Below are 25659 nucleotides of genomic sequence, written 5' to 3'. Positions count from 1 at the left end.
TCGCCTCGAGCGAAACCCTGCGCGGCAGTGTGCTGTCAGCGGTAGTAGGAGTGGACCGCGGGCTGGCCGGTGTAGTTGGGGCCCGCCTTGTCATCGGCGCCGAGATAGGTGAACGGCAGCGTCACCGTGGCGGCGCCACGGCGGCCGATCCGCTTTCGGCGGCCGTCGTAGTCGAAACCCTGAGAACGCAGCGCGGTGCGCAGGCGTCGATCGAGCGGACGGTCGCCGGCCGGCAGGATCGCGGCCAGATCCAGATTCGCGACGAACAGGCCGTCCTCGGTGAGCCACGAAGCCACTGCCGCAAGGGCTTTCAGCTTGTCCCCGAGGTAATGCAAGCCGTGCACGCAGGTGATCAGATCGAAGCGCTCCCCCGGCTCCCACGTCAGCGCTGACGCCGTCACGAACTCGACACCCCGCCGCGGCCCCGCCGCGAACGCGTCCACCAGGTCGACCCCGGTGATCCGCAGCCGGTCATCGCCGACCGATTCCGCGCACTCCAGCAACGCCTTCCCCGACCCGCAACACAGATCCAGCCACCGGAAGCTCTCCGCGCCCGCCGCCAGCCGCCCCCGAATCACCTCGGCCACATCGATTCCGAGATCCCGCCCATACCCATTCGACCCGGTCAACCGCCGCTGCCGATTCATCGCGTTGTTCGCGACCACCGAGGATCGTTCCAACGCCACATCATCGAGTAACCGCACCCTCCGATCCTAGGTGCGGCGGACCGAGAACCTGCTCGGCCACCGGCTATTTCGAGTGCTGGACGCGCGAACTCGCGTAGAGGCAGATCGAGGCGGCGGCGGCGAGGTTCAGGCTTTCGGCGCGGCCGTGGATGGGGATGCGGATGCGGTGGGTGGCGCGGTCGGCGACGGCGCGATCCAGGCCGTGTGCCTCGTTGCCGAAGAGCCAGGCGACCGGGCCGCGCAGGATATCGTCGGCCTCGTCCAGATCGACCTCGCCGCGGGCCGTGGTGGCGAGCAGGGCGATGCCCGCGCCTTCCAGGGCGGTGAGGGTGGCGTCGATGTCGCGGGCGCGGGCCACCGGGACGTGGAAGAGGCTGCCGGCGCAGGCGCGGACGGTTTTGCCGTTGTGCGGGTCGACGGAGTCGCCGGCCAGTACGACACCGGCCGCGCCGACGGCGTCGGCCACGCGGATCAGGGTGCCGGCGTTGCCGGGGTCGCTGATCTCGACCGGCACGGCCAGCGTGCGCGGGGACGCGGCGAGGAGGTCGGTCAGCGGCACGTCCACCTGACGGCAGACCGCGACCAGGCCGGGCGGGGTGACGGTCTCCCCCAGCATTTCGGCGGCGCGATCACTCACCAGCGTGGTGCGCACACCACGCGCGGCGGCGCCGGCGACCAGTTCGGTTTCGCGCGCCGCGGCCTTCGAGGAGAAGAACAGCTCCTCGACCCGGCCGGTCTCCAGCGCGGACGCCACCGAGTTGGCGCCCTCGGCGAGAAACAGCCCGGTCTTGCGCCGCTGCACCGAACGATGCAGCTTGACGAAAGAAACGACCCGTGGATTGCGCTCGGAGAGCGCTTCCACGGGTCGTTCCGAAGTATCGGTCAATCTCAGGCAGCCGGAGCGTTGACATCGGCGGGCAGCGCCGCCTTGGCGATCGCGACCAGGCCGGCGAAGGCTTCGGCGTCGGAGACGGCGAGCTCGGCGAGGATCTTGCGGTCGACCTCGACACCCGCGAGCTTCAGGCCCTGGATGAAGCGGTTGTAGGTGATGTCGTTGATGCGCGCCGCGGCGTTGATGCGGGCGATCCACAGCTTGCGGAAGTCACCCTTGCGCGCCCGGCGGTCCCGGTAGGCGTAGGTGAGCGAGTGCAGCTGCTGTTCCTTGGCCTTGCGGTACAACCGCGAGCGCTGGCCCCGGTAGCCCTTGGAGGCCTCGAGGATGGAACGGCGCTTCTTCTGAGCGTTGACGGCCCTTTTGACGCGTGCCACTGGTCAGTCCTTAAGTCGAAATAGGGGGCGCGTTGCGGCGCCCGGTTGGTCGGTAGTCGGCGTCCGGTGGAACCGGATCGCGCGGGGTGCTGCGAGAGGTCTTTACAGACCCAGCAGCCTCTTGACGCGAGGGACGTCGACGGCCGCAACCGACTCCGTGCCATCCAGACGACGAGTCCGGCGGGACGACTTGTGCTCGAGCAAGTGGCGACGGTTCGCCTGCTGGCGCAGCAGCTTGCCGCGGCCCGAAACCTTGAAACGCTTCGAGGCGCCGCTGTGGCTCTTCATCTTCGGCATGGATTCCTCTATCTGGTCGTGCCGGTACCCCGTGGGAGGACTACCGGTGTGCTGATCGGTACTGCTGCGGAGCAGTCGCTACGACTGCGGCGCTGGCGGCGCAGCGGTCGGCGCTTCCGCAGCGGGGGCGGGAGCCGCAGGCGCCGGAGTGGCGGCGGGACGCGGCGCAGCTGCCTGCGGCCGCGCAGCCGAATCCTCCTGCGCCTTAACCCGCGTCTTCGCGCCCTTGTGCGGGGCGAGGACCATGGTCATGTTGCGACCGTCCTGCTTGGCAGAGGTCTCGACGAAACCCAACTCGGCGACGTCGGAGCCCAGGCGCTGCAACAACCGGAAACCGAGTTCCGGACGCGACTGCTCGCGGCCACGGAACATGATCGTCACCTTGACCTTCGAGCCGGCTTCGAGGAAGCGAACGACGTTGCGCTTCTTGGTCTCGTAGTCGTGGTCGTCGATCTTCGGCCGGAGCTTCTGCTCCTTGATCACGGTTTGCACTTGGTTCTTGCGAGACTCACGCGCCTTCTGCGCCGTCTCGTACTTGAACTTGCCGTAGTCCATGATCTTGCAGACCGGCGGACGAGCGTCCGGGGCTACCTCGACGAGGTCGAGATCGGCTTCGAGAGCGACGCGTAGTGCATCTTCAACACGCACGATCCCAACCTGCTCGCCGCTGGGTCCGATGAGCCGAACCTCGGGAACACGGATGCGATCGTTGATGCGGGTCTCAGTGCTGATGGGGCCTCCTAGGTCAAGCGGTGTCGTCGGACGACCGCAAGCAATAACTGCAACCCCTTTTCAACACAAAGGCCCCGAGCGGTATTTCTACCGTCACGGGGCCCGAGTCGACCGGTCTTCAGACGCGCACAACTCGCGCCTACTTGCACGCGAGGAATACTCCGCACAAGAACCCGCCCGAGTGGGGCGGGAGACCGGACCGTTTAACCTCTACGATTGCTCGCGGGCAACGGTGGGAGTCGGGCTCCACTTATCTGCCCCAGCACGCTTTTCCCATGAGCTAGGCCCACGCAGAGAACGACCGGGGCGGTCGTCAGCGAATAGTCTAGCATTGCCGAACGCTATAGCCGAAATCGAGGCGTCTCCCCCGCTCGAGTCGGCCCCGCGGACACGGCCTAGGGTTTCCATCATGACTGAACAGCCCGATACCGCGATTCGCGACCTGGCCGATATCCCCGCCGTCGAGGTCATCAGCCGCGCTGCCGTCATGCTCATGAGCTCGGCCGCGGAGAAGCTCGGGCTCGCCGACGAGGACCCGGACACCAGCCCGCGCCGCGATCTGGACGAGGCCCGCCGCGTGATCACCGCGCTGGCCGGGCTGGTCACCTCCTCGGTGGAATACCTCGGCCCGCACGCCGGCCCGATCCGCGAGGCGCTGCAATCGTTGCAGCGCGCCTTCCGCGAGGCCTCGGCCCATCCGGACGAGCCGGGCAAGGGCCCGGGCGAGAAGTACACCGGCCCGGTCTACTGATCCGGACAAGCAAAAACGGGATCGGCCGCGCGCCGATCCCGTTTTTCGTTTCTGACTCGGCGCTACGCCGGCGGTGGCGGCGTCACCGAGATGGAGGAGCCGCTGGAGATCAAGTTGGCCAGTGCCGTGAAGATGGCACCGAAGCCCGCGCTTCCGCTGTCCATAGTGTGCTTCCTTTCCAGATCGCCAGCGACTATTTGCCCGGCGTGTAGTTCAGCGACGAGCCTGTGATCAAGCCCAGGATCTGGGTGATGATGGCACCGATATCCACGCCTTCCATCGCGTGTTCCTTTCCTTCACACCGGATTCCAGCGCCCCGCGGCGATCGCGGGCACGCCCGGTACCCGGTTCGCGTTGCACTGCTGTCCGTTCCGTCCCGAACAGGTGAGCAGATCGTACACACGCGTGTTTCACTTTTGGGGCAGAAGCGGGAAAAGCAGTATGGCGCCGCCCGAATCATCGGGCGACGCCACACTGCGGACGAACTCAGCGCAGCGCTGCGGCCTTGCGGGACAAGCGCTTCGCGGTCTGCTCCGGCGTCTTCTTCGCCGGTTCTTTGGCAGCCGCCGCCTTCTTGGCCGGGGCCTTCTTCGCGGGCGCCTTCTTGGCGGCTGCCTTCTTGGCGGCGGCCTTCTTAGGCGCGGCCGGCGCCGCGAGCACCTCCTTCAGGAACTGCCCGGTGTAGCTGCCCGGCACCGCCGCGATGTCTTCCGGAGCGCCCTCGGCGACCACCGTGCCGCCGCCGGAACCGCCCTCGGGGCCCATATCGATCACCCAGTCGGCGGTCTTGATGACATCGAGGTTGTGCTCGATGACGATCACCGTATTGCCCTTGTCGACCAGGCCGTTGATCACCTTGAGCAGCTTGCGGATGTCCTCGAAGTGCAGACCGGTGGTCGGCTCGTCGAGGATGTAGACGGTGCGGCCGGTGGAGCGCTTCTGCAACTCGGCCGACAGTTTCACGCGCTGCGCCTCACCGCCGGACAGCGTGGGCGCGCTCTGGCCCAGCCGCACATAACCCAGGCCGACATCGACCAGCGTCTTGAGGTAGCGGTGGATCGAGGAGATCGGCTCGAAGAACTCCGCGCCCTCCTCGATGGACATGTCCAGCACCTCGGCGATGGTCTTGCCCTTGTAGTGCACCTCCAGGGTTTCCCGGTTGTAGCGCGCGCCGTGGCACACCTCGCACGGGACGTAGACGTCCGGCAGGAAGTTCATCTCGATCTTCAAGGTGCCGTCACCCGAGCAGGCCTCGCAGCGACCGCCCTTGACGTTGAACGAGAACCGGCCCGGCTGGTAGCCGCGCACCTTGGCCTCGGTGGTCGCCGCGAACAGCGTGCGGATCTTGTCGAAGACGCCGGTGTAGGTGGCCGGATTCGACCGCGGGGTGCGGCCGATCGGCGACTGATCCACCTGGACCAGCTTGTCCAGATGATCCAGGCCCTTGATCCGCAGATGCCGGCCGGGCACTTGGCGCGCACCGTTGAGCTTGTTCGCCAGCACCGTCGCCAGGATGTCGTTGACCAGCGTGGACTTTCCCGAACCCGAGACGCCGGTGACCGCGGTGAGCACGCCGAGCGGGAAATTCACCTCGACGTCGCGCAGGTTGTGCTCGGTCGCGCCGACCACGGAGAGCTGGCGCTTCTTGTCGATCGCGCGCCGCACCAGCGGCAGCTCGATCTGCTCGCGGCCCGCGAGGTAGGCGCCGGTCAGCGACTTCGGGTTGGTGAGCAGGTCTTCGTAGGAACCGCTGTGCACGACCTGGCCACCGTGCTCGCCCGCGAGCGGGCCGATGTCGACCACCCAGTCCGAAGCCCGGATGGTGTCCTCGTCGTGCTCGACCACGATCAGCGTGTTGCCGAGATTGCGCAGGCGCGTGAGGGTTTCGATCAGCCGGCGGTTGTCCCGCTGGTGCAGGCCGATGGACGGTTCGTCGAGCACGTACAGCACGCCGACCAGGCCGGACCCGATCTGGGTGGCCAGGCGGATGCGCTGCGCCTCACCGCCGGAGAGCGTGGCGGCGGCACGGGACAGCGACAGATACTCCAGGCCGACATCGAGCAGGAAGCCCAGGCGGGCCTGCACCTCCTTGAGCACCTGGCCGGCGATCGCGGCTTCGCGCGCCCCCAGCGTCAACGCGTTCAGGAAGTGCGAGCAGTCGCCGATGGACAGGTCGCTGACCTCGGCGATCGACTTGTGATCGCCGCCCGCGCCCAGGGTGACCGCGAGGATCTCCGGGCGCAGCCGGGCGCCGTCACAGACCGGGCACGGCACATCGCGCATGTACCCGTCGTAGTGCTCTTTCATCTGCTCGGACTCGGTGTTCTCCATGCGCCGCTGCAGGAACGGCATCACGCCCTCGAAATCGGCGTAGTAGGAACGCTTCCGGCCGTAGCGGTTGGTGTAGGAGACGTGCACCTGATCGGAGCTGCCCTCGAGCACCGCCTTGCGCGCCTTCTGCGGCAGGTTCTGCCACGGCGTGTCCATGGAGAAGCCGACCGCTTCGGCCAGACCGGACAGCAGGCGGTTGAAATACTCCGCCGTCTGCCCGCGCGACCACGGCGCGATCGCGCCCTCGGTCAGGCTGAGCTCCGGGTCGGGCACCACCAGTTCCGGGTCCACCTCCTTGCGGACGCCGAGGCCGGTGCAATCCGGGCAGGCGCCGTACGGGGAGTTGAACGAGAACGAGCGCGGCTCCAGATCCTCGATGTCGAGCGGGTGACCGTTCGGGCAGGCCAGCCGCTCGGAGAAGCGCCGCTCCCGATCGTGGGCGTGCTCGTCGCGATCGACGAAGTCGAGCACCACGATGCCGTCGGCCAGCCGCAGCGCCGTCTCGATCGAATCCGTCAGCCGCTGCTTGGAACTCGGCTTGACCGAGAGGCGGTCGACGACGACCTCGACGTCGTGCTTCTCCTGCTTCTTCAGCTTCGGCGGATCGGTCAGCGGGTAGACCACGCCGTCCACCCGAACGCGCGAGTAGCCCTGGCCGTTGAGCGATTCGAACAGGTCGACGAACTCGCCCTTGCGGGTACGCACCACGGGCGCGAGCACCTGGAACTTGATGCCCTCCTCCATGGCGAGCACCTGATCTACGATCTGCTGCGGTGTCTGCCGGGCGATCAGCTCACCACAGGTCGGGCAGTGCGCGGTGCCCGCGCGGGCGTAGAGCAGGCGCAGGTAGTCGTAGACCTCGGTGATGGTGCCGACGGTCGACCGCGGATTGCGGTTGGTCGACTTCTGGTCGATCGACACCGCGGGCGAGAGCCCCTCGATGAAATCGACATCGGGCTTGTCCATCTGCCCGAGGAATTGGCGCGCGTAGGCCGACAGCGACTCGACGTAGCGCCGCTGACCCTCGGCGAAGATCGTGTCGAAGGCAAGACTGGACTTGCCCGAGCCGGAAAGACCCGTGAACACGATGAGACTGTCGCGAGGCAGATCGAGGTCGACCCCCTTCAGGTTGTGCTCCCGAGCTCCGCGCACAGTGAGGCGTTCCGCCACCAGGTGAGTCCCTTCTCGAACGTGTCGGCATATATCCAGAACCAGCAGCGTCCGGGTTCCCCGAGTGCCCAGACTTATCCCCGGCGTCATGCTAGGCCGACCCACCGACAAGTTTTGCCGAGCGTGCTCCCCGCCCGCGTGACCTCCCCTTTTCAACAGCATGCCGCACGCGCGGATTCCCCGCATCGGGTGATGCGGGGTGACACCGCGATGACCGGGACGAGCGCCGGTCAGTGCCGTTCGGTGGACAGGCCGTGCACGCGGAAGCCGGCGTCGTTCACCGTGACGGTCAGCACATCGTCGCCGACCCGCAGCCCGGTGACCCGCAACGGCAGATACCGCTCGGGAATCACCGGATCGACCACCTTGTCGCCGTTGCCCGGTTCCAGCCGCAGCATGGTCCGCATGAACAGCAGCGGCGTGGCCGAGGCCCAGGCCTGCGGTGAGCAGGAGGTCGGGTAGGGCACGGGCGAGGCGAACTCGGAGCGGTCGAAACCACAGAACAGTTCCGGCAGCCGGTGCCCGAACCGGACCGCGGCGTCGAGGATGCCGTCGATCACCCGGTTGGCGTGCTCGGTGAAGCCGTAGCGCATCAGCCCGGCCGCGCAGATCGCGTTGTCGTGCGGCCAGACCGAGCCGTTGTGATAGCTGACCGGGTTGTAGGCGCCCATGTTGGAGCCCAGGGTGCGAATGCCCCAGCCGCTGAACATCTCCGGGGAGAGCAGATGATCGGCGACCTGCTGGGCCTTGTCGTCGTCGATGATGCCGGTCCACAGGCAGTGGCCCATATTGGAGGTGAGCGCGTCGATCGGGCGCTTGTCCCGGTCCAGCCCGATCGCGAACCAGCCCTTGTCCGGCAGCCAGTACTGCTCGTTGAAGGCCGTTTTCAGGCGCGCGGCCTTGTCGCGCAGCCGCTCGGCCAGCTCGTCCTCGCCGGTGTCGGCGGCCAGCGCGGCACGCGCCAGGTAGGCCGCGTACACATAGCCCTGCACCTCGGCCAGCGCGATCGGCGCGTGCGGCATGCTGCCGTCGACGAAGTTGACGCCGTCCCAGGAGTCCTTCCAGCCCTGGTTGGCCAGCCCGTGCTCGGCGGCCCGGGCGTATTCGACGAAGCCGTCGCCGTCCATGTCGCCGTACTGCTCGATCCACTCCAGCGCGCGATCGGCGTGCGGCAGCAGTTCGTCGCGGGTCTCGGCGTCCAGGCCCCAGCGGTGCAGTTCGCCGAGCAGCATCACGAACAACGGTGTGGCGTCGGCGGTTCCGTAATAGACGGTGTCGCCGCCGAGCAGCAGCGTCGCGGCGCGGCCGAACCGCACCTCGTGCGGGATGCGCCCCGGCTGCTCCTCCTGCAGCGGTCGAATCTCCTTGCCCTGCATGCCCGCGAGGCTCTGCAGCGTGCCGACCGCGAGCTGGCGATCCAGCGGCAGCACCATCCACGAGGTGAGCAGCGAGTCCCGCCCGAACAGCGCCATGAACCAGGGCGCACCCGCGGCGACGACCGCGCGCTCGGGATGATGCGGGTCGAAGATACGCAGCGCGCCGAGATCGCCGACGGCGCGCTGGAGCACCGCGGCCAGGGTCTCGTCCTCGGTGAGCACGATCGGCGAATTCGAATACCAGTCGCGCAGACGCTGATACGGCGCGCTGTGCGACACCGGGCTGCCGCAGCCGTAGCGCGGCTCCACCGGTTCCGAGCCGAGGGCCGGCCGGTACTGGATGCACGCCGACCACTCACCGCGCGCGGGAAGCTGGATCTGCCAGTGCAATTCGCCGTCGGCGGCGGTGGCGCCGGAGCCCGCGACGGTGACCGCGAGTTTCAGTTCGGGGCGGCTGATCTCGAACGCGCCGTCGGCGACGACCCGGGTCTGGGTCGCCACCCCCTCGCCGATGCGGCCTTCCTTCACCTCGAACAGGTCGGCGAAGTCGGCGGTGATCTCCAGGGCGACCGTGCAGGTGATCGGGTCGCCGGAGAGGTTGCGCACGGTGAGGTCCTCGCGCATGCCGTCGCCGACGTGGCGACCCAGGATGACCAGCGCGGTGCTGTCGGCCCGGCCGGGCCGCGGTGGCGTGCGGGCCAGCAGCGTCGCGCTGTAGGGATCGGCGTACTGCACCGTAAGTGGTTGCGGCGGTTGACCGTCCACGGTCAGCCGCCAGCCCGACACCACCCGGGTGTCGCGCACGAACAGGCCTTCGGGGCGGCCGGGGTTCATGACGCCCCCGGATTCGCTGATGCAGAAGGTCGAGCCCTCCACCAGCGTCACACCCGCGCCGACCACACTGGGCTCGCCGACCTCGCCGGTCGCGTCACCCCAGGGATTGTTCACCACGGCGTCTCACCGACGCGCGGGCGCGCTTGCGCCGGGCCTAGGACTCGCGCGCACCATCGCGGCGAGTCTTCAGCTCCGGCAAGGACTTCGGGTCGCGCATCGCCCTTCCTCACGACACCGTTTCGGGCACCATCGCCCGGCTCGTCCGTTCACCGGTCAGAATGCGGCGGTAGAGCCGCTCGTGGTCACGGGCCATGCGGAGCAGGCTAAACCGTCGCTCTGCCGATGTCCGGCAAACGCGCCGATCGATGGTGCCGACACGGTCGAGCGCGTCCGCCATGTCCCAGATGTCGCGACAGAGGAACCCGGTGCGCTCGTGTTCGACGATCTCCGGCGCGGCGCCGTTCGGGAACGCCAGAACCGGTGTGCCGCAAGCCAATGCCTCGGCCATAACCAGACCGAACGGTTCGGGCCAGCCGATGGGATTGATCAGCGCCTCGGCGTGCCGGACCAGTTCCACCCGGGTCTCCAGCGGCTCCTCGCGGGGCTCCGGATCATCGGGCGACATCAGCGGGCGGACCCGCTCGTTGTAGTAGGCCCACTCCTCGGGCTCGCGGATCTTGGTGATCAGCAAGAGTCTTCGGCGCGCCAGCCGAGCCACCTGCACCGCGCGGTGCACGCCCTTCTCCGGATTCATCCGGCCGACGAACACCACGTAGCCGCCGTCGCCCGGACCGTACTTGTAGGCGTCCAGATCGATGCCGTGGTGGATCACGTCGTCGATGGGGACCCGGTCCCCCGCGGCCCGCTTCTGGGACTCCGAGATCGCGACGATGTGCGCCTGCTGTTCGGACATGGCGCGAAACATGTCCTGGCGCATGGGCGTGAAGGGACCGTGGTTGGTCACCACGACCGGCGGACCGCCGGCCGAGGCGCCGATGAACGGGCCGAGCGAGGTGTGGTCGTGAATGATGTCGCAATCACTGAGCGCCTCGTAGGCGTGCAGCACATGCATCAATTCGGCCTCACCGACGCCGATCTGCGCGGTCGGATGTTCGAACAGATACGAACATTTGACCGGACAGGTGGACTCCCCGACGGTGAAAAGATGAACATCGTGGCCCAGGCGGGACAGACCGATAGCCAGATTTCCGACGACGGCTTCGGTGCCGCCATAAGCGGGCGGCGGAACCGGGACCCAGGGCGGAACAATTAGTCCGATCTTCATCGGGCCGCCCGTATGCCACTGTCGTCTTCTGCGATCAGGGATTCCACAATCGTCCTCCCGTGCGATAGTCGCCAGCGCGCACCGCAGTCGAGACAGTGGAAGTGAGCATCCCGCTGGTCGTCATGGATCCCGACCGCACCCGAGCCGCAACCTGGGCAGTTGCGCGGGGGGCCGAAGATATTGGAAAAATCAAGATTCGCTGAATATGCCATTTCCCGAGATTACTGTGCACGGGCCCTGCGGCTCCGCTGCCCTAAGCCCTCGTTGAATGACTTCGGTCCTATGATACTCGAAACCCGATGCGGGCACGGATTTTTGCGAGCAAGATTATTTTCGGTTCGCAATGAGCTGGCGTGTCGGAGTAATTCGAGTCGGCATTACCCGTAATTAACTAATTGATCTCGAACCGATCGCGCCGGGGTGTAGCCGCGGTGGCCCGCGACGAGATACCTTGGCGTGGTAGCCCGTTCGCCGGTGGGAGGCAGTCGTGCTCAAAGTTTTTCTGGTCGACGACCACGAGATCGTCCGTCGCGGCCTCATCGACCTGCTGGAAAGCGATCCGGAACTCTCGGTGATCGGCGAGGCCGGCGATGTCGCCCAGGCGATGGCCGGCATCCGCGTGCTGCGCCCGGACGTGGCGGTGCTCGATGTTCGCCTGCCGGACGGCAACGGCATCGAACTGTGCCGCGATCTGCTCGCCGAGAACGAGGGATTGCGCTGTCTGATCTTGACTTCCTACACCGACGAGCACGCCATGCTCGACGCCATCCTGGCGGGCGCGGGCGGCTACGTGGTGAAGAACATCAAGGGGATGGAGCTGGCCGAGGCGATCAAGGCGGTCGGCTCCGGCCGCTCGCTGCTGGACAACCGGGCGGCGACGGCGCTGAAGGCGCGGTTGCGCAACAGCGCCGAAAACGACGGGCCCCTGGCCGGTCTCACCGACCAGGAACGCCGCCTGCTGGCGCTGCTCGGCGAGGGGCTGACCAACCGGCAGATCGCCGCGCGCATGTTCCTGGCCGAGAAGACGGTCAAGAACTACGTCTCCCGGCTGCTGGCCAAGCTCGGCATGGAGCGCCGGACCCAGGCCGCGGTGCTGGCCTCGAAACTGCGAGAGGGCTAGGCCCGCCGGTTTATTCGGCGGGCGCCACGATGCTCAGGTCACCGTCGTAGCGGCGGTACAGCAGCCGGCCGCGGCCGCAGTCGGCGTCGGTGAAGAACAGGTAGGGCAGGCCCGTGCGGCACAGCCACGCCGCCGCGTCCAGCTCGGTCAACTGCGGAGCGGGCTCCGAATCGACGCTCAGCGGCAGCGAATTCACCGTCTGCTCCTCGGACTCGCCGGTGCTGTGCTGGCGCGCCACACCGACCCCGAGCAGTTCGTTCCAGTGCACGATCGCCTCCTCCCCCGTCTCCTGATCGAGGAAGAGGTACGCGTCGTAATCCATCGCGTCGAGAATGGCCAGCGCCTCGCCGGGCGTTCCGGTGAGCAGCGAGACCGTCTTCCGGCGCACGATCGGGCGCGGTTCGGTGACCCGCGCCAGCGGCGGGCGCGCCGGATCCGGGAACGCGCGGGACTCGTTGGAGGCCAGCCGCGCGATCTGGCGATCCAAGCGCTCCACCGCGAAGGTGACCGCGAACCCGCGCGGGCCGGTGACCTGCACCCGCGCCGGAGTGTCGTGCAATCGAACGTTGGCCTGGACGACCGTGGGCTGGTCGACATCGGCGGGCGCGGTAACACGCACGCGCGCCGGCACATCCAGGTGATGGCGGCGCAGTACCCGGCCGATGGCGCGCACCGCGCGCGTGACATCGGCCGCGGGTACCGCACCGCGCGTGGTTACCGCGAGCCCCGGATCCGCAGCTGTCATCCACTGCTCCGAGTTGCCCCGCGCGTTGCCGCGCTCCGAATACAACGCCTGCGACGAATTCATAGGACACCTCTACTCTCAATTCACCTGATGCCCCTATCCCACTCCCGCAACGCTCTCGCGAACAGGGCCGAAAGTCCTTGATCCGCGAATTAGACTGTCTCTAGCGCACTTCGCGCCCCGCTCAGGACAGGAAGTCGAGATGGCCGACGACCGCGGCAACGACCTGTACTCGGTGCGGGACACGCTGTCCCAGCTACGTCTGCGCGAGCTGCTCAGCGAGGTGAAAGAGCGCGTCGAGCTCATCATCGACTCCCGCGACCGGATGGATGGCCTGGTCGAAGCGATGCTGACCGTCACCTCCGGGCTCGATCTGGACGACACCCTGCGCGCCATCGTGCGCACCGCCACCAGTCTCGTGGACGCCCGCTACGGCGCGCTCGCGGTGCTCGGCCACGACGGTCAGGTGGCGCAGTTCCTCGACGAGGGCATGGACGAACCGGTCCGGGAACGCATCGGCAAACTCCCCGAGGGGCACGGCGTGCTCGGCGCGGTGTTCCATCGCAGCAAACCGCTGCGCCTGGACGATCTGACCAAACATCCCGAATCCGTGGGCCTTCCGCCCGGCCATCCGCCGATGCGGACCTTCCTCGGCGTGCCGGTCCGGATCCGCGACGAGGTCTTCGGCAGCCTCTATCTCACCGAGAAGGCCGGCGGGCTGGCCTTCACCGAGGACGACGACGTCCTGGTGCAGGCGCTGGCCGCCGCCGCGGGCATCGCCGTCGACAACGCCCGGCTCTACGAATCCGCGCGCACCCGGCAGGCCTGGATCGAGGCCACCCGCGACATCGCCACCGAGTTCCTGGCCGGCGCCGAATCCGAGCAGGTGCTCGCGCACGTCGTCGACCACGCGCGCACGCTCACCGGCTCGCACCGCGCGTTCCTGGCCGGGGCGACCGGGATTCAGCGCCGCGCCGGAGAGGTGAGCGAGCTGATGGTGACGCAGTGGTCCGGTCCCGGCGCCGGGCACGAGGGCTGGCTGGTGCTCACCGACGGCACCGCACTGGGCGAGGCGTTCCATCGCCGCACGCCGCTGCGGTTCGACGATGCCGGCGCCATCGACCTCGGCGTCCCGCTCGCCGATGTCGGGCCGGTGCTGATCCTGCCGCTGTGCACGCCGGACGCGACGCTGGGCGTGCTGGTCACGGTGCGCCCCACCGGATCCGCGCCGTACGCCGACGAACTCGTCGAACTCACCGCGGCGTTCACCGATCAGGCGGCGCTGGCCATGCAGCTCTCCGGCACCCAGCGCCGGATGCGCGAGCTGGACATCCTGGCCGACCGCGATCGCATCGCCCGCGACCTGCACGACCACGTCATCCAGCGGCTCTTCGCCATCGGCCTGAGCCTGCAGGCCGCCGTGCCGCAGGCCCAGGTGCCCGAGGTCAAACAGCGGCTCTCGACCGGCGTCGCCGATCTGCAGGAGGTGGTGCAGGAGATCCGCACCTCGATCTTCGATCTGCACGGCGGCGACGCGCAGGTCAACCGGTTGCAGCAGCGGCTGGAACTCGCGGTGCGCCAGCAGACCGCCGATACCCCGCTGCGCGGCAGCCTGCTGGTGACCGGGCCGCTGTCGGTGCTCGAGGCCGAACTCGCCGATCACGCCGAGGCGGTGGTGCGCGAGGCGGTGAGCAACGCGGTGCGCCACTCCGGCGGCAGCGTGGTCGCGGTGGAGATCAGCCTCGACGACAACCTGACCATCGTGGTGCTCGACGACGGCTGGGGCATCCCGCATCACGTCATCCGCAGCGGGCTGCGCAATCTGGAGCAGCGCGCGGAGAAAGCCAACGGCGAGTTCATCATCGGGCCGGCGCGCCGGCCCAGCGGCGATCCCGACGAGCTGCCCGGCACCCGGCTGTGCTGGTCGGTGCCGTTGCCGACGGGTTAGCCCGGCTCCCCGAGCACGAGCATCGAGTTATGACCGCCCATGCCGAGCGACGCTTTGAGGGTGAAGCCACCCTCGAAGGGGCGCGGGCCGTCCATCAGCCGCGGATGCGCCTGCGCGACGATCGGCGCGGCCGGCACGACGCGGCGCTCGTAACCCAGCGCCGCGGCCGCGACCTCGACACCGGCCGCCGCGCCCTGGCTGTGCCCGGCCAGCGGCTTGAGCGCGTAGATCAGCGGGCCGTCGTCGAACATCCGCGCCATCAGATCGGATTCGGCCGCACCGCACTGCCGGGTGCCGGTGCCGTGCGCGTTGAAGTAGGCGATGTCGTGCGGGGCCAGCCCGGCCTGGGCCAGCGCCCGGCGCGCGCAGTCGAAGATCTGCGTGTGATCGGGCTCGACGGAGACCACGTGATAGGCGTCGTTGGTCATGGCGCCGCCCTGGACCGTGGCGTAGGGCCGGTCGACGGCGCGGCTGAGCACGAACGCCGTGGCGGCCTCGCCCATGCTGAAGCCGCGGCTGCCGCGCTGGAACGGGCGGCAGGCGTCCATCGGTTCGGCGTCGGCCACCGCCGCGCCCATCTGGACGAAGTGCTCGAGCATGTCCGGCGTCGCGGACATGTCGGAGGCCACGCAGATGACATCGTCGGCGACGCCGGCGTCCAGCCAGAGCTTGGCGGTGATCAAACCGACATTGGCCGAACTGCAGGCCGCGGAGACGTTCATGGAGGGACCGTGGAAACCGAACTCCTGCATCAGCATCGAGATCGGCGTGGACGGCAGCAACGGCAGATAGTCGCGGGAGCGGCGGTGCCCGTGGTCGACGAGATAGAAATCACGCCAGTTCACCACGTCACCGAGCACGATGGCGTGCACCAGACCCACCGTGCGACCGGGCCGCCAGCCGCGCGCGGTGGCGTCGGTGATGGCCTCGCGCGCCGACTCGTGGATGGCCCGGCCGTAGCGGCTCTTGCTGATCGCGGGGTCGCCGCCGTCGGGCACCTGGGCCACCCAGGCGTGTTCGTTCCGGCCGGGGCCGTAACCTGGCTGGAGTGTGGCCGCGGATTTGCCGCTGAGCAGGCCCTGCCAGAGGGCCTCGCGACCCCAGCCGTATCCGGTGACCGCACCGATACCGGCAATCGTCATATGATCTTGGTGCTGCACGGATCTGGCACTGTCGCCTGGCATAGCCTTGCTCCTCGGCCCGCAGAAAAAAGCTACCGGTGCACGGACGTGATCTTGTTCATGTCGATACCAGGATAATTCCCATGTTCCAATTGCCATAAGTCGGTCGAACGATCGGGGGTTCGGAGTTGGGTTCGGAAAGGATAGGCGGCGAGAAAACCCCGGCAACCACTTCGGATGCCGAGGAGCTGGCGCAGCGCTATCGATCACTGGTCGACCACACCCCGGACGGGATCTGTGTGCACCAGGACGGCCTCGTCGTCTATGTGAACCCGGCCACCATTCGCCTACTCGGGGCCGCGCGAGCCGAGGACATTCTCGGCAAACCGGTCACCCAGTTCGTGCACCCCGATTCCGTGCCGGGGATGCTCGATCGCATCAGCCACCTGCGCACCTCGGGCGCGGCCTCGCACCCCACCGAGATGCGGTTGCTGCGCCTGGACGGCAGCCCCGTCCCGGTGGAGACGGTGTCCGTGCTGACGCCCTGGCGGCACCATTTCGCCTATCAGGTGATCATTCACGATCTGACCGCGCAGCGGGCCGCCGAGCAGGCCCAACTGCTGGCCGAGGAGCACTTCACCACCGTGGTCTCCCAGCTGGAGGAGGGCGTGGTCGTCATCGACCGCAACGGCCGCATCGAATCGGCCAATCCGGCGGCCCGGCGCATCTTCGGCCGCCCGGAGCACGCGGGCGAACTGGTCGGGCTCAACATCCACGAGCTGCCGATGGTGCTGCTCGACGCCAATGCGCAGCCGCTGCCGCCCTCGCGGCACCCGATCGCGCGCACCCTGGCGACCGGCGAGACCATCACCGGCTACACCTTCGGGGTGGACCGCGCCGACGGGCAGCGCCGCTGGCTCTCCGGTTCCAGCCGCCTGATGAACCCGGACGACCCGGCGTCCCCCGCGGTGTCCTCCTTCGCCGATGTCACCGAATTCCGGGCCAGCCGCAGGCAATTGGAATATCAGGCGACCCACGACTCGCTGACCGGGCTGGCCAACCGATCGCTGATCCTGTCCCAGCTCGCGGCCGCGCTGGCCAGCAGCGCGGATCAGCAGGTCTCGACGGTGCTGTTCATCGACCTGGACGGCTTCAAGGCGATCAACGACACCCTGGGCCATGCCATCGGCGACACCGTCCTGCAGATCGTGGCGCAGCGGCTGCAGCGGGCGCTGCGCGGCGACGACGTGGTCGGGCGCCTGGGCGGCGACGAATTCCTGGTGCTGCTGGCCGGCCCGATCCGCCGCGCGGATCTCGACGCCCTGGTGCAGCGGCTGCGCTCGACCATGTCCGAGCCGATCGTCGCGCGCGGGCACCGCATCGAGGTCAACGCCTCCATCGGCGTCACCGAGCTGGTGCAGGGCGACCATCGCACCCCCGAGGCGGTGCTGCACGACGCCGACGTGGCGATGTACCGCGCCAAGCCGGTCGGCGACCGCGAGGCCACGGTCAAGAACCGCAGAGCCGACAACACCCACGCATCCTGAAGGTTTTCGCTTGATCATCGAACACGTTCTGCTCCCCGTCCGGCCCGAATTGTCGGCGGCGTTCGAGGCGGCCTTCGCCGAGGCCCGGCCGATCATCGCGGGCATGGCCGGTTTCCGCGCGCTGTCGCTGTCCCGTTGCGTCGAGGAGCCCGGCAGCTACCTGCTGCTGGTCGAATGGGACCGGCTCGAGGATCACGTCGAGGGCTTTCGCGGCTCGCCGGAGTACCTGCGGTGGAAGGCGCTGCTGCACCACTTCTACGACCCGTTTCCGACCGTGCGGCACTTCGACCCGGTGACCCTGCCCGCGGTAGCGGCGACAACGGGAAATCCGCAGTAGACTCGACAACCTTGTTTTCACGCGGTGACCCAAGGAGTTCAGTTTGCCCGACCCCCTCGCTCAGGACCGCGAGATCGAACAGGAGCAGTCTTACCTGTCGGTGCTGTACGACCGGCTCGATGGTATGCGCGCCTATGCGAAGAACCGGCTCAAAACCGTGCTGCTGGAAAACGGCGGCACCCCTCAGGCGCGCAGTGAGCGCGAGTCGTTCAGCCAGCTCTACAACGAGGATCTGGCCAAATACGACGCCGCCGAACACGGCCTGTGCTTCGGGCGGATCGACCTCGACGGTGACGAGGCCGCCCGCTACATCGGCCGCCTCGGCATCCTCGACGAGCAGGACGACTACGAGACGCTGCTGCTGGACTGGCGCGCGCCGCTGGCCCGGCCGTTCTACCTGGCCACCACCGCCGCCCCGGACGGGGTGACCAGGCGACGGCACATCCGGACCCGCAATCGTCAGGTCACCTCCGTCAACGACGAGTACCTCGACCTCGCGGCCGCCGAACGCGCGGGCATGGTCGCGGGCGACGGTGGCGTGGGCAGCGAGAGCGCGCTGCTGTCGGCGCTGAACGCCGCGCGCACCGGCCACATGAACGACATCGTGGAGACGATCCAGTCCGAGCAGGACGCGATCATCCGCTCCGAGCACAAGAGCGTGCTGGTGGTGCAGGGCGGGCCGGGCACCGGCAAGACCGCCGTCGCGCTGCACCGCGCGGCCTTCCTGCTCTACACCTACCGTCAGCAGCTGGCCAAGAGCGGCGTGCTGATCATCGGGCCGAACGCCACCTTCCTGGATTACATCGGGCAGGTGCTGCCCTCGCTCGGTGAGACCGGCGTGCTGCTGTCCACCATCGGCGATCTGTACCCCGGCGTGAAGGGCAGCCGCGAGGATTCGCTGCGGGCCGGTGAACTCAAGGGTTCGCTCGAGATCCTGGAGGTGCTCAAACAGGCGGTGCGCGACCGGCAGCAGGCGCCCGCCGAGCCGATCCGGCTCGCCTTCGACGGCTACCCGGTGCTGCTGGACCGCAAGATCGCGACCCGGGCTCGCGGGCGGGCGCGCTCCTCGCGGCGCCCGCACAACCTGGCCCGGCCGATCTTCGCGAGCTCGGTCATCGACGCGCTGACCGATCAGCTCGCCCAGACCATGGGCGCGGATCTGTCCGGCGGTCAAAGTTTGCTCAGCCGAACCGATCTCGCCGAGATTCGGGACGAGATGAAGTCCGATCCCGAGGTGCAGGCGGCGATCGCCACGCTGTGGCCGATCCTGTCCCCGCAGGAGGTACTCGGTGATCTGCTGGCCGATCCCGACCGGCTGGAGCGGGTGGCCGCCGGGCTGTCCGCGGCGGACCGGGCCGAGCTGGTGCGCCCGCACACCGGTGAATTCAGCGCGGCCGACGCACCGCTGCTGGACGAGCTGGCCGAACTGCTCGGCGTCGACGACAGCGAGGAACGCGAACGGGCCCGGCGCCGCCGGCACGCGCAGATCGCCGAGGCCCAGGAGGCACTGGACATCCTGACCGGCTCCGCCGCCGCCGAGGTCGAGGACGCGCTCGACGCCGACGAGATCCTGATGGCCTACGACCTGATCGACGCCTCCCAGCTGGCCGACCGGCAGGCCTACCGCAGCAACCAGACCACCGCCGAGCGGGCCGCGGGCGACCGCACCTGGACCTACGGGCACGTCATCATCGATGAGGCGCAAGAGCTTTCGGAGATGGCGTGGCGAATGGTGATGCGCCGCATCCCGAATCGATGGATCACCGTGGTCGGCGATGTCGCCCAGACCGGCGACCCGGCGGGCGCGTCGTCATGGCAGCGGATGCTGGAACCCTATGTGGCGCAACGCTGGAAGCTCACCGAGCTGACGGTGAACTACCGCACTCCGGCGGAGATCATGGCGGTGGCCGCGGACGTGCTGGCCGCGATCGACCCGGGCGCGACGGTGCCGCGGTCGGTCCGCGAGAGCGGGAATCCGCCGGTGGCGCACAAGGTCTCGGCGGACGAACTGCTCGAGACGGTCCGGGACGCGGTGGCGCTCGAGACCGGCCCCGGCACCAGCGCGGTGCTCGTGCCGCACGAGTTGCTCGCCGAATTCGCCGAGCTGGCCGGGGAATCGGTGTCGGTGCTGACCGTGCACGAGGTGAAAGGCCTGGAGTTCGACGCGGTGTTCCTGGTGCGGCCGCGGGCGATCCTGGAGGAGTCGCCGCGCGGGCTGAACGATCTCTACGTCGCGCTGACCCGGGCGACGCAGCGGCTCACGGTATTCCACACCGAGGACCTGCCGGAGGTGCTCGGCGGGCTGAGCTGAGCACCTGCCGGACATACGCCGAAGCCCCGCAGCGCACCGGAATTCCGGGCGCTACGGGGCTTCGGTAATCCGTCCTAGCGGACGGTGTGCACGATCAGCACATCGGAGCGGGACTTGCGCGCCACGTCCGAGGGCACCGAGCCGAGCAGCCGGCCGGCCAGGGTGTTCAGGCCGCGGTTACCGACCACGAGCAGATCGGCCTCCACCTCACGGGTGAGCGTGAGCAGCGACTCGACCGGCTCGCCGACGACGGCGCGCTCGACGATCTCCTTCGCCCCGGCGTTGGTGGCCCGGTCGCGGGCGACCCGCAGGATCTCGTTGGTCGGCGCGGAGCCGCGGACCTGGTAGGCCTCTTCCTTGAGCACATCGGCGGCAGCGGCCACGTCGCGGTCGTCGGTCGGGTAGTAGGCGCACACCACGATCAGCGTGGCGTCAGCGGCGCCGGCCAGCGCCGCGGCCTTCTCGACGGCGACATACGACGAGTCCGAGCCATCGGTACCGACAACAATGGTCCGGTAGGCGGTCATCTTTCCTCCAACTTTGGGGTCGGGTGCCAACGAACGGCGCATCCAGACGAGTCGGAGCACCGCCGCGGCGACTGCGGTCGACCATAGCCGCAAAACGAGGGGAAATATCAGAAATCGCAACACATCACACTCGGCGGTGTCGGGCTTTCACCGCCCGGGCCGGTAGGACGAATGGCAGCGGGGCCGAAGCTACCAGCACCGATCCAATTGCTTCCGGCCATTACTGTGACGCATCACAACCTTTACCGAACAAGCCTGCCGCCCTGGGACATTCATCACAGCGGCGCATTCTCGGGTCAGCTCAGGTCGAAAAGTGGACCGGTCAGGGTGAGTCCGAGTTCCGGCGTGTGCGCGAAGAACGCGAACAACATCAGGGCCGCGCCGATCAGCGCCAGGTTCTTGTTGAACTGGATCTGCTGGGTCTGCTTGGCCTGCGGATCGGTCTCCTTCCAGAACGCGTGCATCATGAGGGTGATCGGGACCAGCACGATCGCCAGCAGGAGCATGCCCGCGTCGGCCCAGAGGCCGAGCACGACGCTGAGCGCGCCCAGGGCCAGCAGGCCGCCGGAGACCAGCACGCCGGCCTTGGGCGCCGGAACGCCCTGACTCTGCGCGTAACCCGCCATCGCGTCGGCATTGGCGAAATGCCCCATTGCCGACCCCAGGAACAACACCGAGAACAACACCCGGCCGATCAGCACTACTACGTCCACGGTCGCACCTCTCCGAGTATTCGGGGGACCTACTCGGCCGAGCGTAACGAATTACGGGCATATTCCAGCGGAGGCATTCCGATCTCCGCGGCGAACTCCCGGGAGAAATGCGCCTGATCGAAATAGCCGAGTTCTATCGCGAGCGCCGCCAAATCCGCCGTGCGGCCTTTGGCGAGTAGATCCGCGCCGTCCTGCAGCCGGTAGCGGCGCAGCACCCATTTCGGCGCGGCCCCGACATAGCGGCGGAACAGCCGCTGCAAGGAGCGCACCGGGATATCGAACCGCTCGGTGACCTGATCGACCCGGGTGAGCTCCGGGTCGTGCGCCATCGCGGCGATGATCTCCAGCACCAAGGCGTAGGCGGGGTCCGCCTCGGCGGCGCGCGGCGCGAGGTAGGCCTCGACCAGCGCGCGGCGCTGCTCATCCGACGGCACGGCCAGGACCTGCTCGGACAGGCCGGCGGCGTCCGGGAACACCTCGGTCAGGTCGACCACGCGGTCGCGCAGCGCCCCGACATCGAGACCGGTGAACGCCCCGAAACCGCCCGCCCGGAATCGGACCCCGAAAGTCTCTCCGGCGCCGGATAATTCGCGAATGTACTTGGTGGTGCAGACACCGTTGACGAAACCGCCGACCCGCGCGCCATCGCGTTCGAACGTGACGTTCACGCACGGAAACGACAGCACCTCGGCGGAATAGGACGGCTTGCCGCGCAAATCCCAGCGCACCGACCAGTACCAGTCGACGAACGCCGCGACACCCGGCCCCACCGGTAATCGGTTCAGGGTGCGATGGCGGGCCTGCTCATCCGGATGCAGGATGCCTTTGGCGCCGTCCAACGGCGCGGTCGCCGGCGTCCACTTCGGCATCAGCGCACCCGCCGATCGCGATGTCGCATTCTTACAAGACCAACTTCGCGCCGCCGGACAGACTTGTGCCCATGACCAACACCGTGAACCCGATCCCCGCCGGCTACCACTCCATCAACTGCTTCCTGGCCGTTCCGGACGGCAACAAGGCGCTCGAGTTCTACTCGGCCGTCTTCGGCGCCGAGGTGATCAGCCGCAACGACCTGCCCGACGGCCAGCCCGCGCACGCCGAACTGCAGATCGGCGACTCCACCATCCAGGTCGGCATGCCGATCCCCGACAACGGCGTGCTGGCACCCAACGGCGAGTGGGTGCACACCTCGCTCGTGCACTACTGCCCCGACGCCGACGCCACCATCGCCCGCGCCCGCGAGCACGGCGCCCGCACCGCCGAGGAACCCCAAACCTTCGTCACCGGTGACCGTTTCGGCGTCGTGATCGACCCGTTCGGGCACCGCTGGGCCGTCATGACCCGGGTGGAGGACGTCTCCCGCGAGGAGGCCGAGCGCCGGGTGAACGAGTGGTTGGCGACCCAGTAGCCCCACCTCCCGGCGGCGCGCCGCGCCGCCGGGATTCCGGGAACCCTTACCGGACAACTGAACTCAGCTCAGCCCTGCGGCGTCCATGCCGCGCAGTTCCTTCTTCAGGTCGGCGATCTCGTCGCGCAGGCGGCCGGCCAGCTCGAACTGGAGCTCGCGGGCCGCGTTCATCATCTGCGCCGTCAATTCCTTGACCAGATCGGCCAATTCGGCGCGCGGCATGGCCTTGATGTCGCGGCCTTCATAGACACCGGCGCTGACCGCGCGGCCCGGTTCGCCCTGTGCCCGGCGCCCGCGGCTGCTGTTGCGGCCGGAGCCGCCGACCGCGACCTCGGTGTCCTCGGCCTCCTGATAGACCTGATCCAGGATGTCGGCGATCTTCTTGCGCAGCGGCTGCGGATCGATGCCGCGCTCCTCGTTGTAGGCGACCTGCTTGGCGCGGCGGCGGTCGGTCTCCTCGATGGCGTGCTGCATCGAATCGGTGATCCGGTCGGCGTACATGTGCACCTCGCCGGACACGTTGCGCGCCGCGCGGCCGATGGTCTGGATGAGGCTGGTGCTGCTGCGCAGGAAACCCTCCTTGTCGGCGTCGAGAATCGCGACGAGCGAGACCTCCGGCAGGTCGAGACCCTCGCGCAGCAGGTTGATGCCGACCAGCACGTCGTACTCGCCCAGGCGCAGCTGGCGCAGCAGCTCGACGCGGCGCAGGGTGTCGATCTCTGAGTGCAGGTAGCGCACGCGCACACCGAGGCCGAGCAGGTAATCGGTGAGATCCTCGGACATCTTCTTGGTCAGGGTGGTGACGAGCACGCGTTCGTCGCGCTCGGTGCGCAGCCGGATCTCGTGCACCAGATCGTCGATCTGGCCCTTGGTGGGCTTGACGATGACCTTCGGGTCGACCAGGCCGGTCGGGCGGATGACCTGCTCGACCACCTCGCCGCCCGCCTGGCCCAGCTCATAAGGGCCCGGGGTGGCCGACAGGTAGACCGTCTGCCCGATCCGGTCGGCGAATTCCTCCCAGGTGAGCGGGCGGTTGTCGATGGCGGAGGGCAACCGGAAGCCGAATTCGACCAGGTTGCGCTTGCGCGACATATCGCCCTCGTACATGCCGCCGATCTGCGGCACCGTGACGTGCGACTCGTCGATGACGAGCAGGAAATCGTCGGGGAAGTAATCGAGCAGGGTCGCGGGCGCGGAACCGGCCGGGCGGCCGTCGATGTGGCGCGAGTAGTTCTCGATGCCGGAGCAGAACCCGACCTGCCGGATCATCTCGATGTCGTACTGGGTGCGCATGCGCAGCCGCTGGGCCTCCAGCAGCTTGCCCTGGCGCTCGAACTCGGCCAGGCGCAGTTCGAGCTCGGCCTCGATCTCCTTGACCGCGCGCTCCATGCGGTCCGGGCCCGCGACATAGTGCGTGGCCGGGAAGATGCGCAGCCGATCGACCTGGCGCACCACATCGCCGGTGAGCGGGTGCAGGTAGTAGAGCGCCTCGATCTCGTCGCCGAAGAACTCGATGCGCACCGCGAGCTCCTCGTAGGAGGGGATGATCTCGACGGTGTCGCCGCGGACCCGGAACGAGCCGCGCACGAAGGACATGTCGTTGCGGGTGTACTGCACGTCGACCAGCAGGCGCAGCAGCGCATCCCGGTCGATCTCCTGGCCGACCTCGAGGGCGACCGAGCGATCCAGGTAGGACTGCGGCGTGCCCAGACCGTAGATGCACGACACCGAAGCGACCACGACCACGTCACGCCGTGACAGCAGATTCGAGGTGGCCGAGTGGCGCAGCCGCTCGACATCGTCGTTGATCGAGCTGTCCTTCTCGATGTAGGTATCGGTCTGCGCGATGTAGGCCTCGGGCTGGTAGTAGTCGTAGTACGAGACGAAGTACTCGACCGAGTTGTTCGGCAGCATCTCGCGCAGCTCGTTGGCCAGCTGCGCGGCCAGCGTCTTGTTCGGCGCCATCACCAAGGTGGGCCGCTGCAACTTCTCGATGAGCCAGGCCGTGGTGGCGGACTTGCCGGTGCCGGTGGCGCCCAGCAGCACCACATCGCGCTCACCGGTGCGCACCCGGCGCTCCAGCTCGGCGATGGCGGCGGGCTGATCACCGGCGGGCTTGTGCTCACTGACGACCTCGAAGTGCCCGCCGGTGCGCTCGATCTGCCCGACCGGGCGGAATTCGGAATGCGCGAGCGGCGGCTGACCGTCAGCGGGGATCTCGGTAGCGAAAGCCATGAACCCAGCGTAAACGCACCCACCGACAAGTTTCACGGCCGCGCGCGACGGACCCCGGCAACCCTTCGGACGCTGCGGTCGCCCGCCCTCCCACCGGCGCTGAACAGCGCCACCCGGCCCAGCCCGGCCCGGCAGCGAACCAATGGCTACCGATGCCTGAAATGTCCAATGCAGCAACACAATTGACAACCGAACCGAAATCTTCGGGGCCGCTCGCAGTGGGCACTCCAGGAGTAGCCTGATTCCTTGTCCGATCCACCGGGGTGAAGGAGCCGCCATCATGAGCGCTCTGCTTCCACTGCTCGTCGCCATGCCGACTGTGACCGGCGTCGCCGGTTACGTGGCCCGGGGTATGCGTGTCCCGGCCATCGCCGGGATCCCGCATACCGCGCCACCGGGAACGCTGCCCGCCCGCAGACCGGGCGTCGAATACTTCGACCTGTCCGAGCTGATCACGATCGACACCCGGGGCTTCGCGCGCCAGGTCGAGAATTTCCGCATCGAATCGTGGGGCCTCTATATGGGCCGCGTCGTCGCCGGGAAGGATTTCCTGCAGTCCTGGCTGCTGCCCGAGCTGTCGGTCCGGGTGAACCTGATCCACCCGGCGCACCTGGGCCACCACCACAGCCTCGACTACCACCTCGACATCGGCGAGTACGGCCCCACCGGCCCGCGCCGCTGGAAAGCGGTCGATCACTACCTCGACATCGTGGTCCGGCACGGCCACTCCTCCGAACTGCGCGGCATCGGCAACCTGCTCGCGGCGCACGCGGCCGGCGCGGTGACCACCGAGCAGGCGCACCACGCGCTGGATCGGGCCGCGGCCGCGCTGGACGGATTGGCCGCCTACGACCACAAGGTCGACCGCTGGCTCGCCGCGCACGGGGTCACGCTGACCTGGCTGTAATCCAGCGTT

General features: G+C 68.2%; 22 protein-coding genes. 8 read left to right on the top strand and 14 right to left on the bottom strand.

Going from position 1 to position 25659, the window contains the following annotated elements; all coding sequences use genetic code 11:
- Positions 1-35: 35 nt before the first annotated feature.
- The 5 genes from AB0H76_RS38010 to infC all read right to left on the bottom strand — a co-directional run bounded on the left by AB0H76_RS38010 (position 36) and on the right by infC (position 3029).
- The gene (locus AB0H76_RS38010) at positions 36-704 is read right to left on the bottom strand and encodes a class I SAM-dependent methyltransferase (protein ID WP_357332375.1); all 669 of its coding nucleotides are present in this window, start codon (positions 702-704) and stop codon (positions 36-38) included.
- Positions 705-750: 46 nt separating this feature from the next.
- Positions 751-1548: an RNA methyltransferase gene (locus tag AB0H76_RS38005; RefSeq protein WP_357332373.1), complete on the bottom strand. Its 798-nt coding sequence runs from the start codon at positions 1546-1548 to the stop codon at positions 751-753.
- 26 nt (positions 1549-1574) lie between these two features.
- A complete protein-coding gene (rplT, locus tag AB0H76_RS38000; protein WP_357332371.1) occupies positions 1575-1955 on the bottom strand; it encodes a 50S ribosomal protein L20 in 381 nt (126 codons plus the stop codon).
- A gap of 102 nt (positions 1956-2057) precedes the next feature.
- Positions 2058-2252 (bottom strand): 50S ribosomal protein L35, encoded by a 195-nt coding sequence (rpmI, locus tag AB0H76_RS37995; RefSeq protein WP_194820336.1) that lies wholly within the window; start codon positions 2250-2252, stop codon positions 2058-2060.
- A 78-nt stretch (positions 2253-2330) separates the two neighbouring features.
- Positions 2331-3029 (bottom strand): translation initiation factor IF-3, encoded by a 699-nt coding sequence (gene infC, locus AB0H76_RS37990; RefSeq protein ID WP_357332541.1) that lies wholly within the window; start codon positions 3027-3029, stop codon positions 2331-2333.
- A 364-nt stretch (positions 3030-3393) separates the two neighbouring features.
- Here infC and AB0H76_RS37985 point away from each other — a divergent pair, with 364 nt between their 5' ends.
- Positions 3394-3735 (top strand): DUF1844 domain-containing protein, encoded by a 342-nt coding sequence (locus AB0H76_RS37985; RefSeq protein WP_357332369.1) that lies wholly within the window; start codon positions 3394-3396, stop codon positions 3733-3735.
- Between the two features lie 486 nt (positions 3736-4221).
- Here the strand turns inward: AB0H76_RS37985 and uvrA are convergent, their stop codons facing one another.
- The 3 genes from uvrA to AB0H76_RS37970 form a co-directional block, all read right to left on the bottom strand.
- On the bottom strand, positions 4222-7236 hold the full coding sequence (gene uvrA / locus AB0H76_RS37980) for an excinuclease ABC subunit UvrA (protein WP_357332367.1): 3015 nt from the start codon (positions 7234-7236) through the stop codon (positions 4222-4224).
- Between the two features lie 230 nt (positions 7237-7466).
- Entirely contained in the window at positions 7467-9563 is a 2097-nt protein-coding gene (locus AB0H76_RS37975) for a glycogen debranching N-terminal domain-containing protein (RefSeq protein WP_357332365.1), read from the bottom strand.
- Positions 9564-9672: 109 nt separating this feature from the next.
- Positions 9673-10731, bottom strand: a complete 1059-nt coding sequence (locus AB0H76_RS37970) for a glycosyltransferase (RefSeq protein WP_357332363.1) — start codon at positions 10729-10731, stop codon at positions 9673-9675.
- Positions 10732-11218: 487 nt separating this feature from the next.
- On the opposite strand from AB0H76_RS37970, the gene AB0H76_RS37965 reads away from it, so the two are divergent.
- Positions 11219-11851 carry a response regulator transcription factor gene (locus tag AB0H76_RS37965; protein ID WP_357332361.1) on the top strand — a complete coding sequence of 211 codons (633 nt, stop codon included), beginning with the start codon at positions 11219-11221 and terminating at the stop codon, positions 11849-11851.
- A 10-nt stretch (positions 11852-11861) separates the two neighbouring features.
- Here AB0H76_RS37965 and AB0H76_RS37960 read toward each other — a convergent pair whose 3' ends face one another.
- Positions 11862-12659 (bottom strand): sigma 54 modulation/S30EA ribosomal C-terminal domain-containing protein, encoded by a 798-nt coding sequence (locus AB0H76_RS37960; protein WP_357332359.1) that lies wholly within the window; start codon positions 12657-12659, stop codon positions 11862-11864.
- Positions 12660-12798: 139 nt separating this feature from the next.
- On the opposite strand from AB0H76_RS37960, the gene AB0H76_RS37955 reads away from it, so the two are divergent.
- The gene (locus tag AB0H76_RS37955) at positions 12799-14544 is read left to right on the top strand and encodes a GAF domain-containing protein (RefSeq protein ID WP_357332357.1); all 1746 of its coding nucleotides are present in this window, start codon (positions 12799-12801) and stop codon (positions 14542-14544) included.
- On the opposite strand, the gene AB0H76_RS37950 is transcribed toward AB0H76_RS37955, so the two are convergent.
- Positions 14541-15686: a beta-ketoacyl synthase N-terminal-like domain-containing protein gene (locus AB0H76_RS37950; protein WP_357332355.1), complete on the bottom strand. Its 1146-nt coding sequence runs from the start codon at positions 15684-15686 to the stop codon at positions 14541-14543. The genes AB0H76_RS37955 and AB0H76_RS37950 overlap by 4 nt on opposite strands.
- Before the next feature lie 167 nt (positions 15687-15853).
- Here AB0H76_RS37950 and AB0H76_RS37945 point away from each other — a divergent pair, with 167 nt between their 5' ends.
- Genes AB0H76_RS37945 through AB0H76_RS37935 form a run of 3 tightly spaced genes read left to right on the top strand, consistent with a single transcriptional unit; the run spans position 15854 to position 19860 of the window.
- Entirely contained in the window at positions 15854-17212 is a 1359-nt protein-coding gene (locus tag AB0H76_RS37945; protein ID WP_357332353.1) for a diguanylate cyclase, read from the top strand.
- 10 nt (positions 17213-17222) lie between these two features.
- The gene (locus tag AB0H76_RS37940; RefSeq protein ID WP_357332351.1) at positions 17223-17549 is read left to right on the top strand and encodes an antibiotic biosynthesis monooxygenase; all 327 of its coding nucleotides are present in this window, start codon (positions 17223-17225) and stop codon (positions 17547-17549) included.
- Between the two features lie 43 nt (positions 17550-17592).
- Positions 17593-19860 (top strand): 3'-5' exonuclease, encoded by a 2268-nt coding sequence (locus tag AB0H76_RS37935; RefSeq protein ID WP_357332349.1) that lies wholly within the window; start codon positions 17593-17595, stop codon positions 19858-19860.
- 74 nt (positions 19861-19934) lie between these two features.
- Here AB0H76_RS37935 and AB0H76_RS37930 read toward each other — a convergent pair whose 3' ends face one another.
- The 3 genes from AB0H76_RS37930 to AB0H76_RS37920 all read right to left on the bottom strand — a co-directional run bounded on the left by AB0H76_RS37930 (position 19935) and on the right by AB0H76_RS37920 (position 21969).
- A complete protein-coding gene (locus AB0H76_RS37930) occupies positions 19935-20387 on the bottom strand; it encodes a universal stress protein (RefSeq protein ID WP_357332347.1) in 453 nt (150 codons plus the stop codon).
- Between the two features lie 296 nt (positions 20388-20683).
- Positions 20684-21100, bottom strand: coding sequence for a DoxX family protein (locus AB0H76_RS37925; RefSeq protein WP_357332345.1), 417 nt, complete (start codon positions 21098-21100; stop codon positions 20684-20686).
- 29 nt (positions 21101-21129) lie between these two features.
- Entirely contained in the window at positions 21130-21969 is an 840-nt protein-coding gene (locus AB0H76_RS37920; RefSeq protein ID WP_357332343.1) for a helix-turn-helix domain-containing protein, read from the bottom strand.
- 71 nt (positions 21970-22040) lie between these two features.
- On the opposite strand from AB0H76_RS37920, the gene AB0H76_RS37915 reads away from it, so the two are divergent.
- The gene (locus tag AB0H76_RS37915) at positions 22041-22508 is read left to right on the top strand and encodes a VOC family protein (RefSeq protein ID WP_357332341.1); all 468 of its coding nucleotides are present in this window, start codon (positions 22041-22043) and stop codon (positions 22506-22508) included.
- A 63-nt stretch (positions 22509-22571) separates the two neighbouring features.
- On the opposite strand, the gene uvrB is transcribed toward AB0H76_RS37915, so the two are convergent.
- The gene (gene uvrB / locus AB0H76_RS37910; RefSeq protein WP_357332339.1) at positions 22572-24743 is read right to left on the bottom strand and encodes an excinuclease ABC subunit UvrB; all 2172 of its coding nucleotides are present in this window, start codon (positions 24741-24743) and stop codon (positions 22572-22574) included.
- A gap of 280 nt (positions 24744-25023) precedes the next feature.
- Between uvrB and AB0H76_RS37905 the strand changes: the two genes are divergently transcribed.
- Positions 25024-25650: a hypothetical protein gene (locus tag AB0H76_RS37905; RefSeq protein WP_357332337.1), complete on the top strand. Its 627-nt coding sequence runs from the start codon at positions 25024-25026 to the stop codon at positions 25648-25650.
- The last annotated feature ends 9 nt before the right edge of the window (positions 25651-25659 follow it).

This window comes from Nocardia sp. NPDC050712 (assembly GCF_040654295.1).
Lineage (GTDB): Bacteria > Actinomycetota > Actinomycetes > Mycobacteriales > Mycobacteriaceae > Nocardia.
Note: the sequence above shows the minus strand (reverse complement) of the source record. Positions and strands in the feature narration are given on the sequence as shown.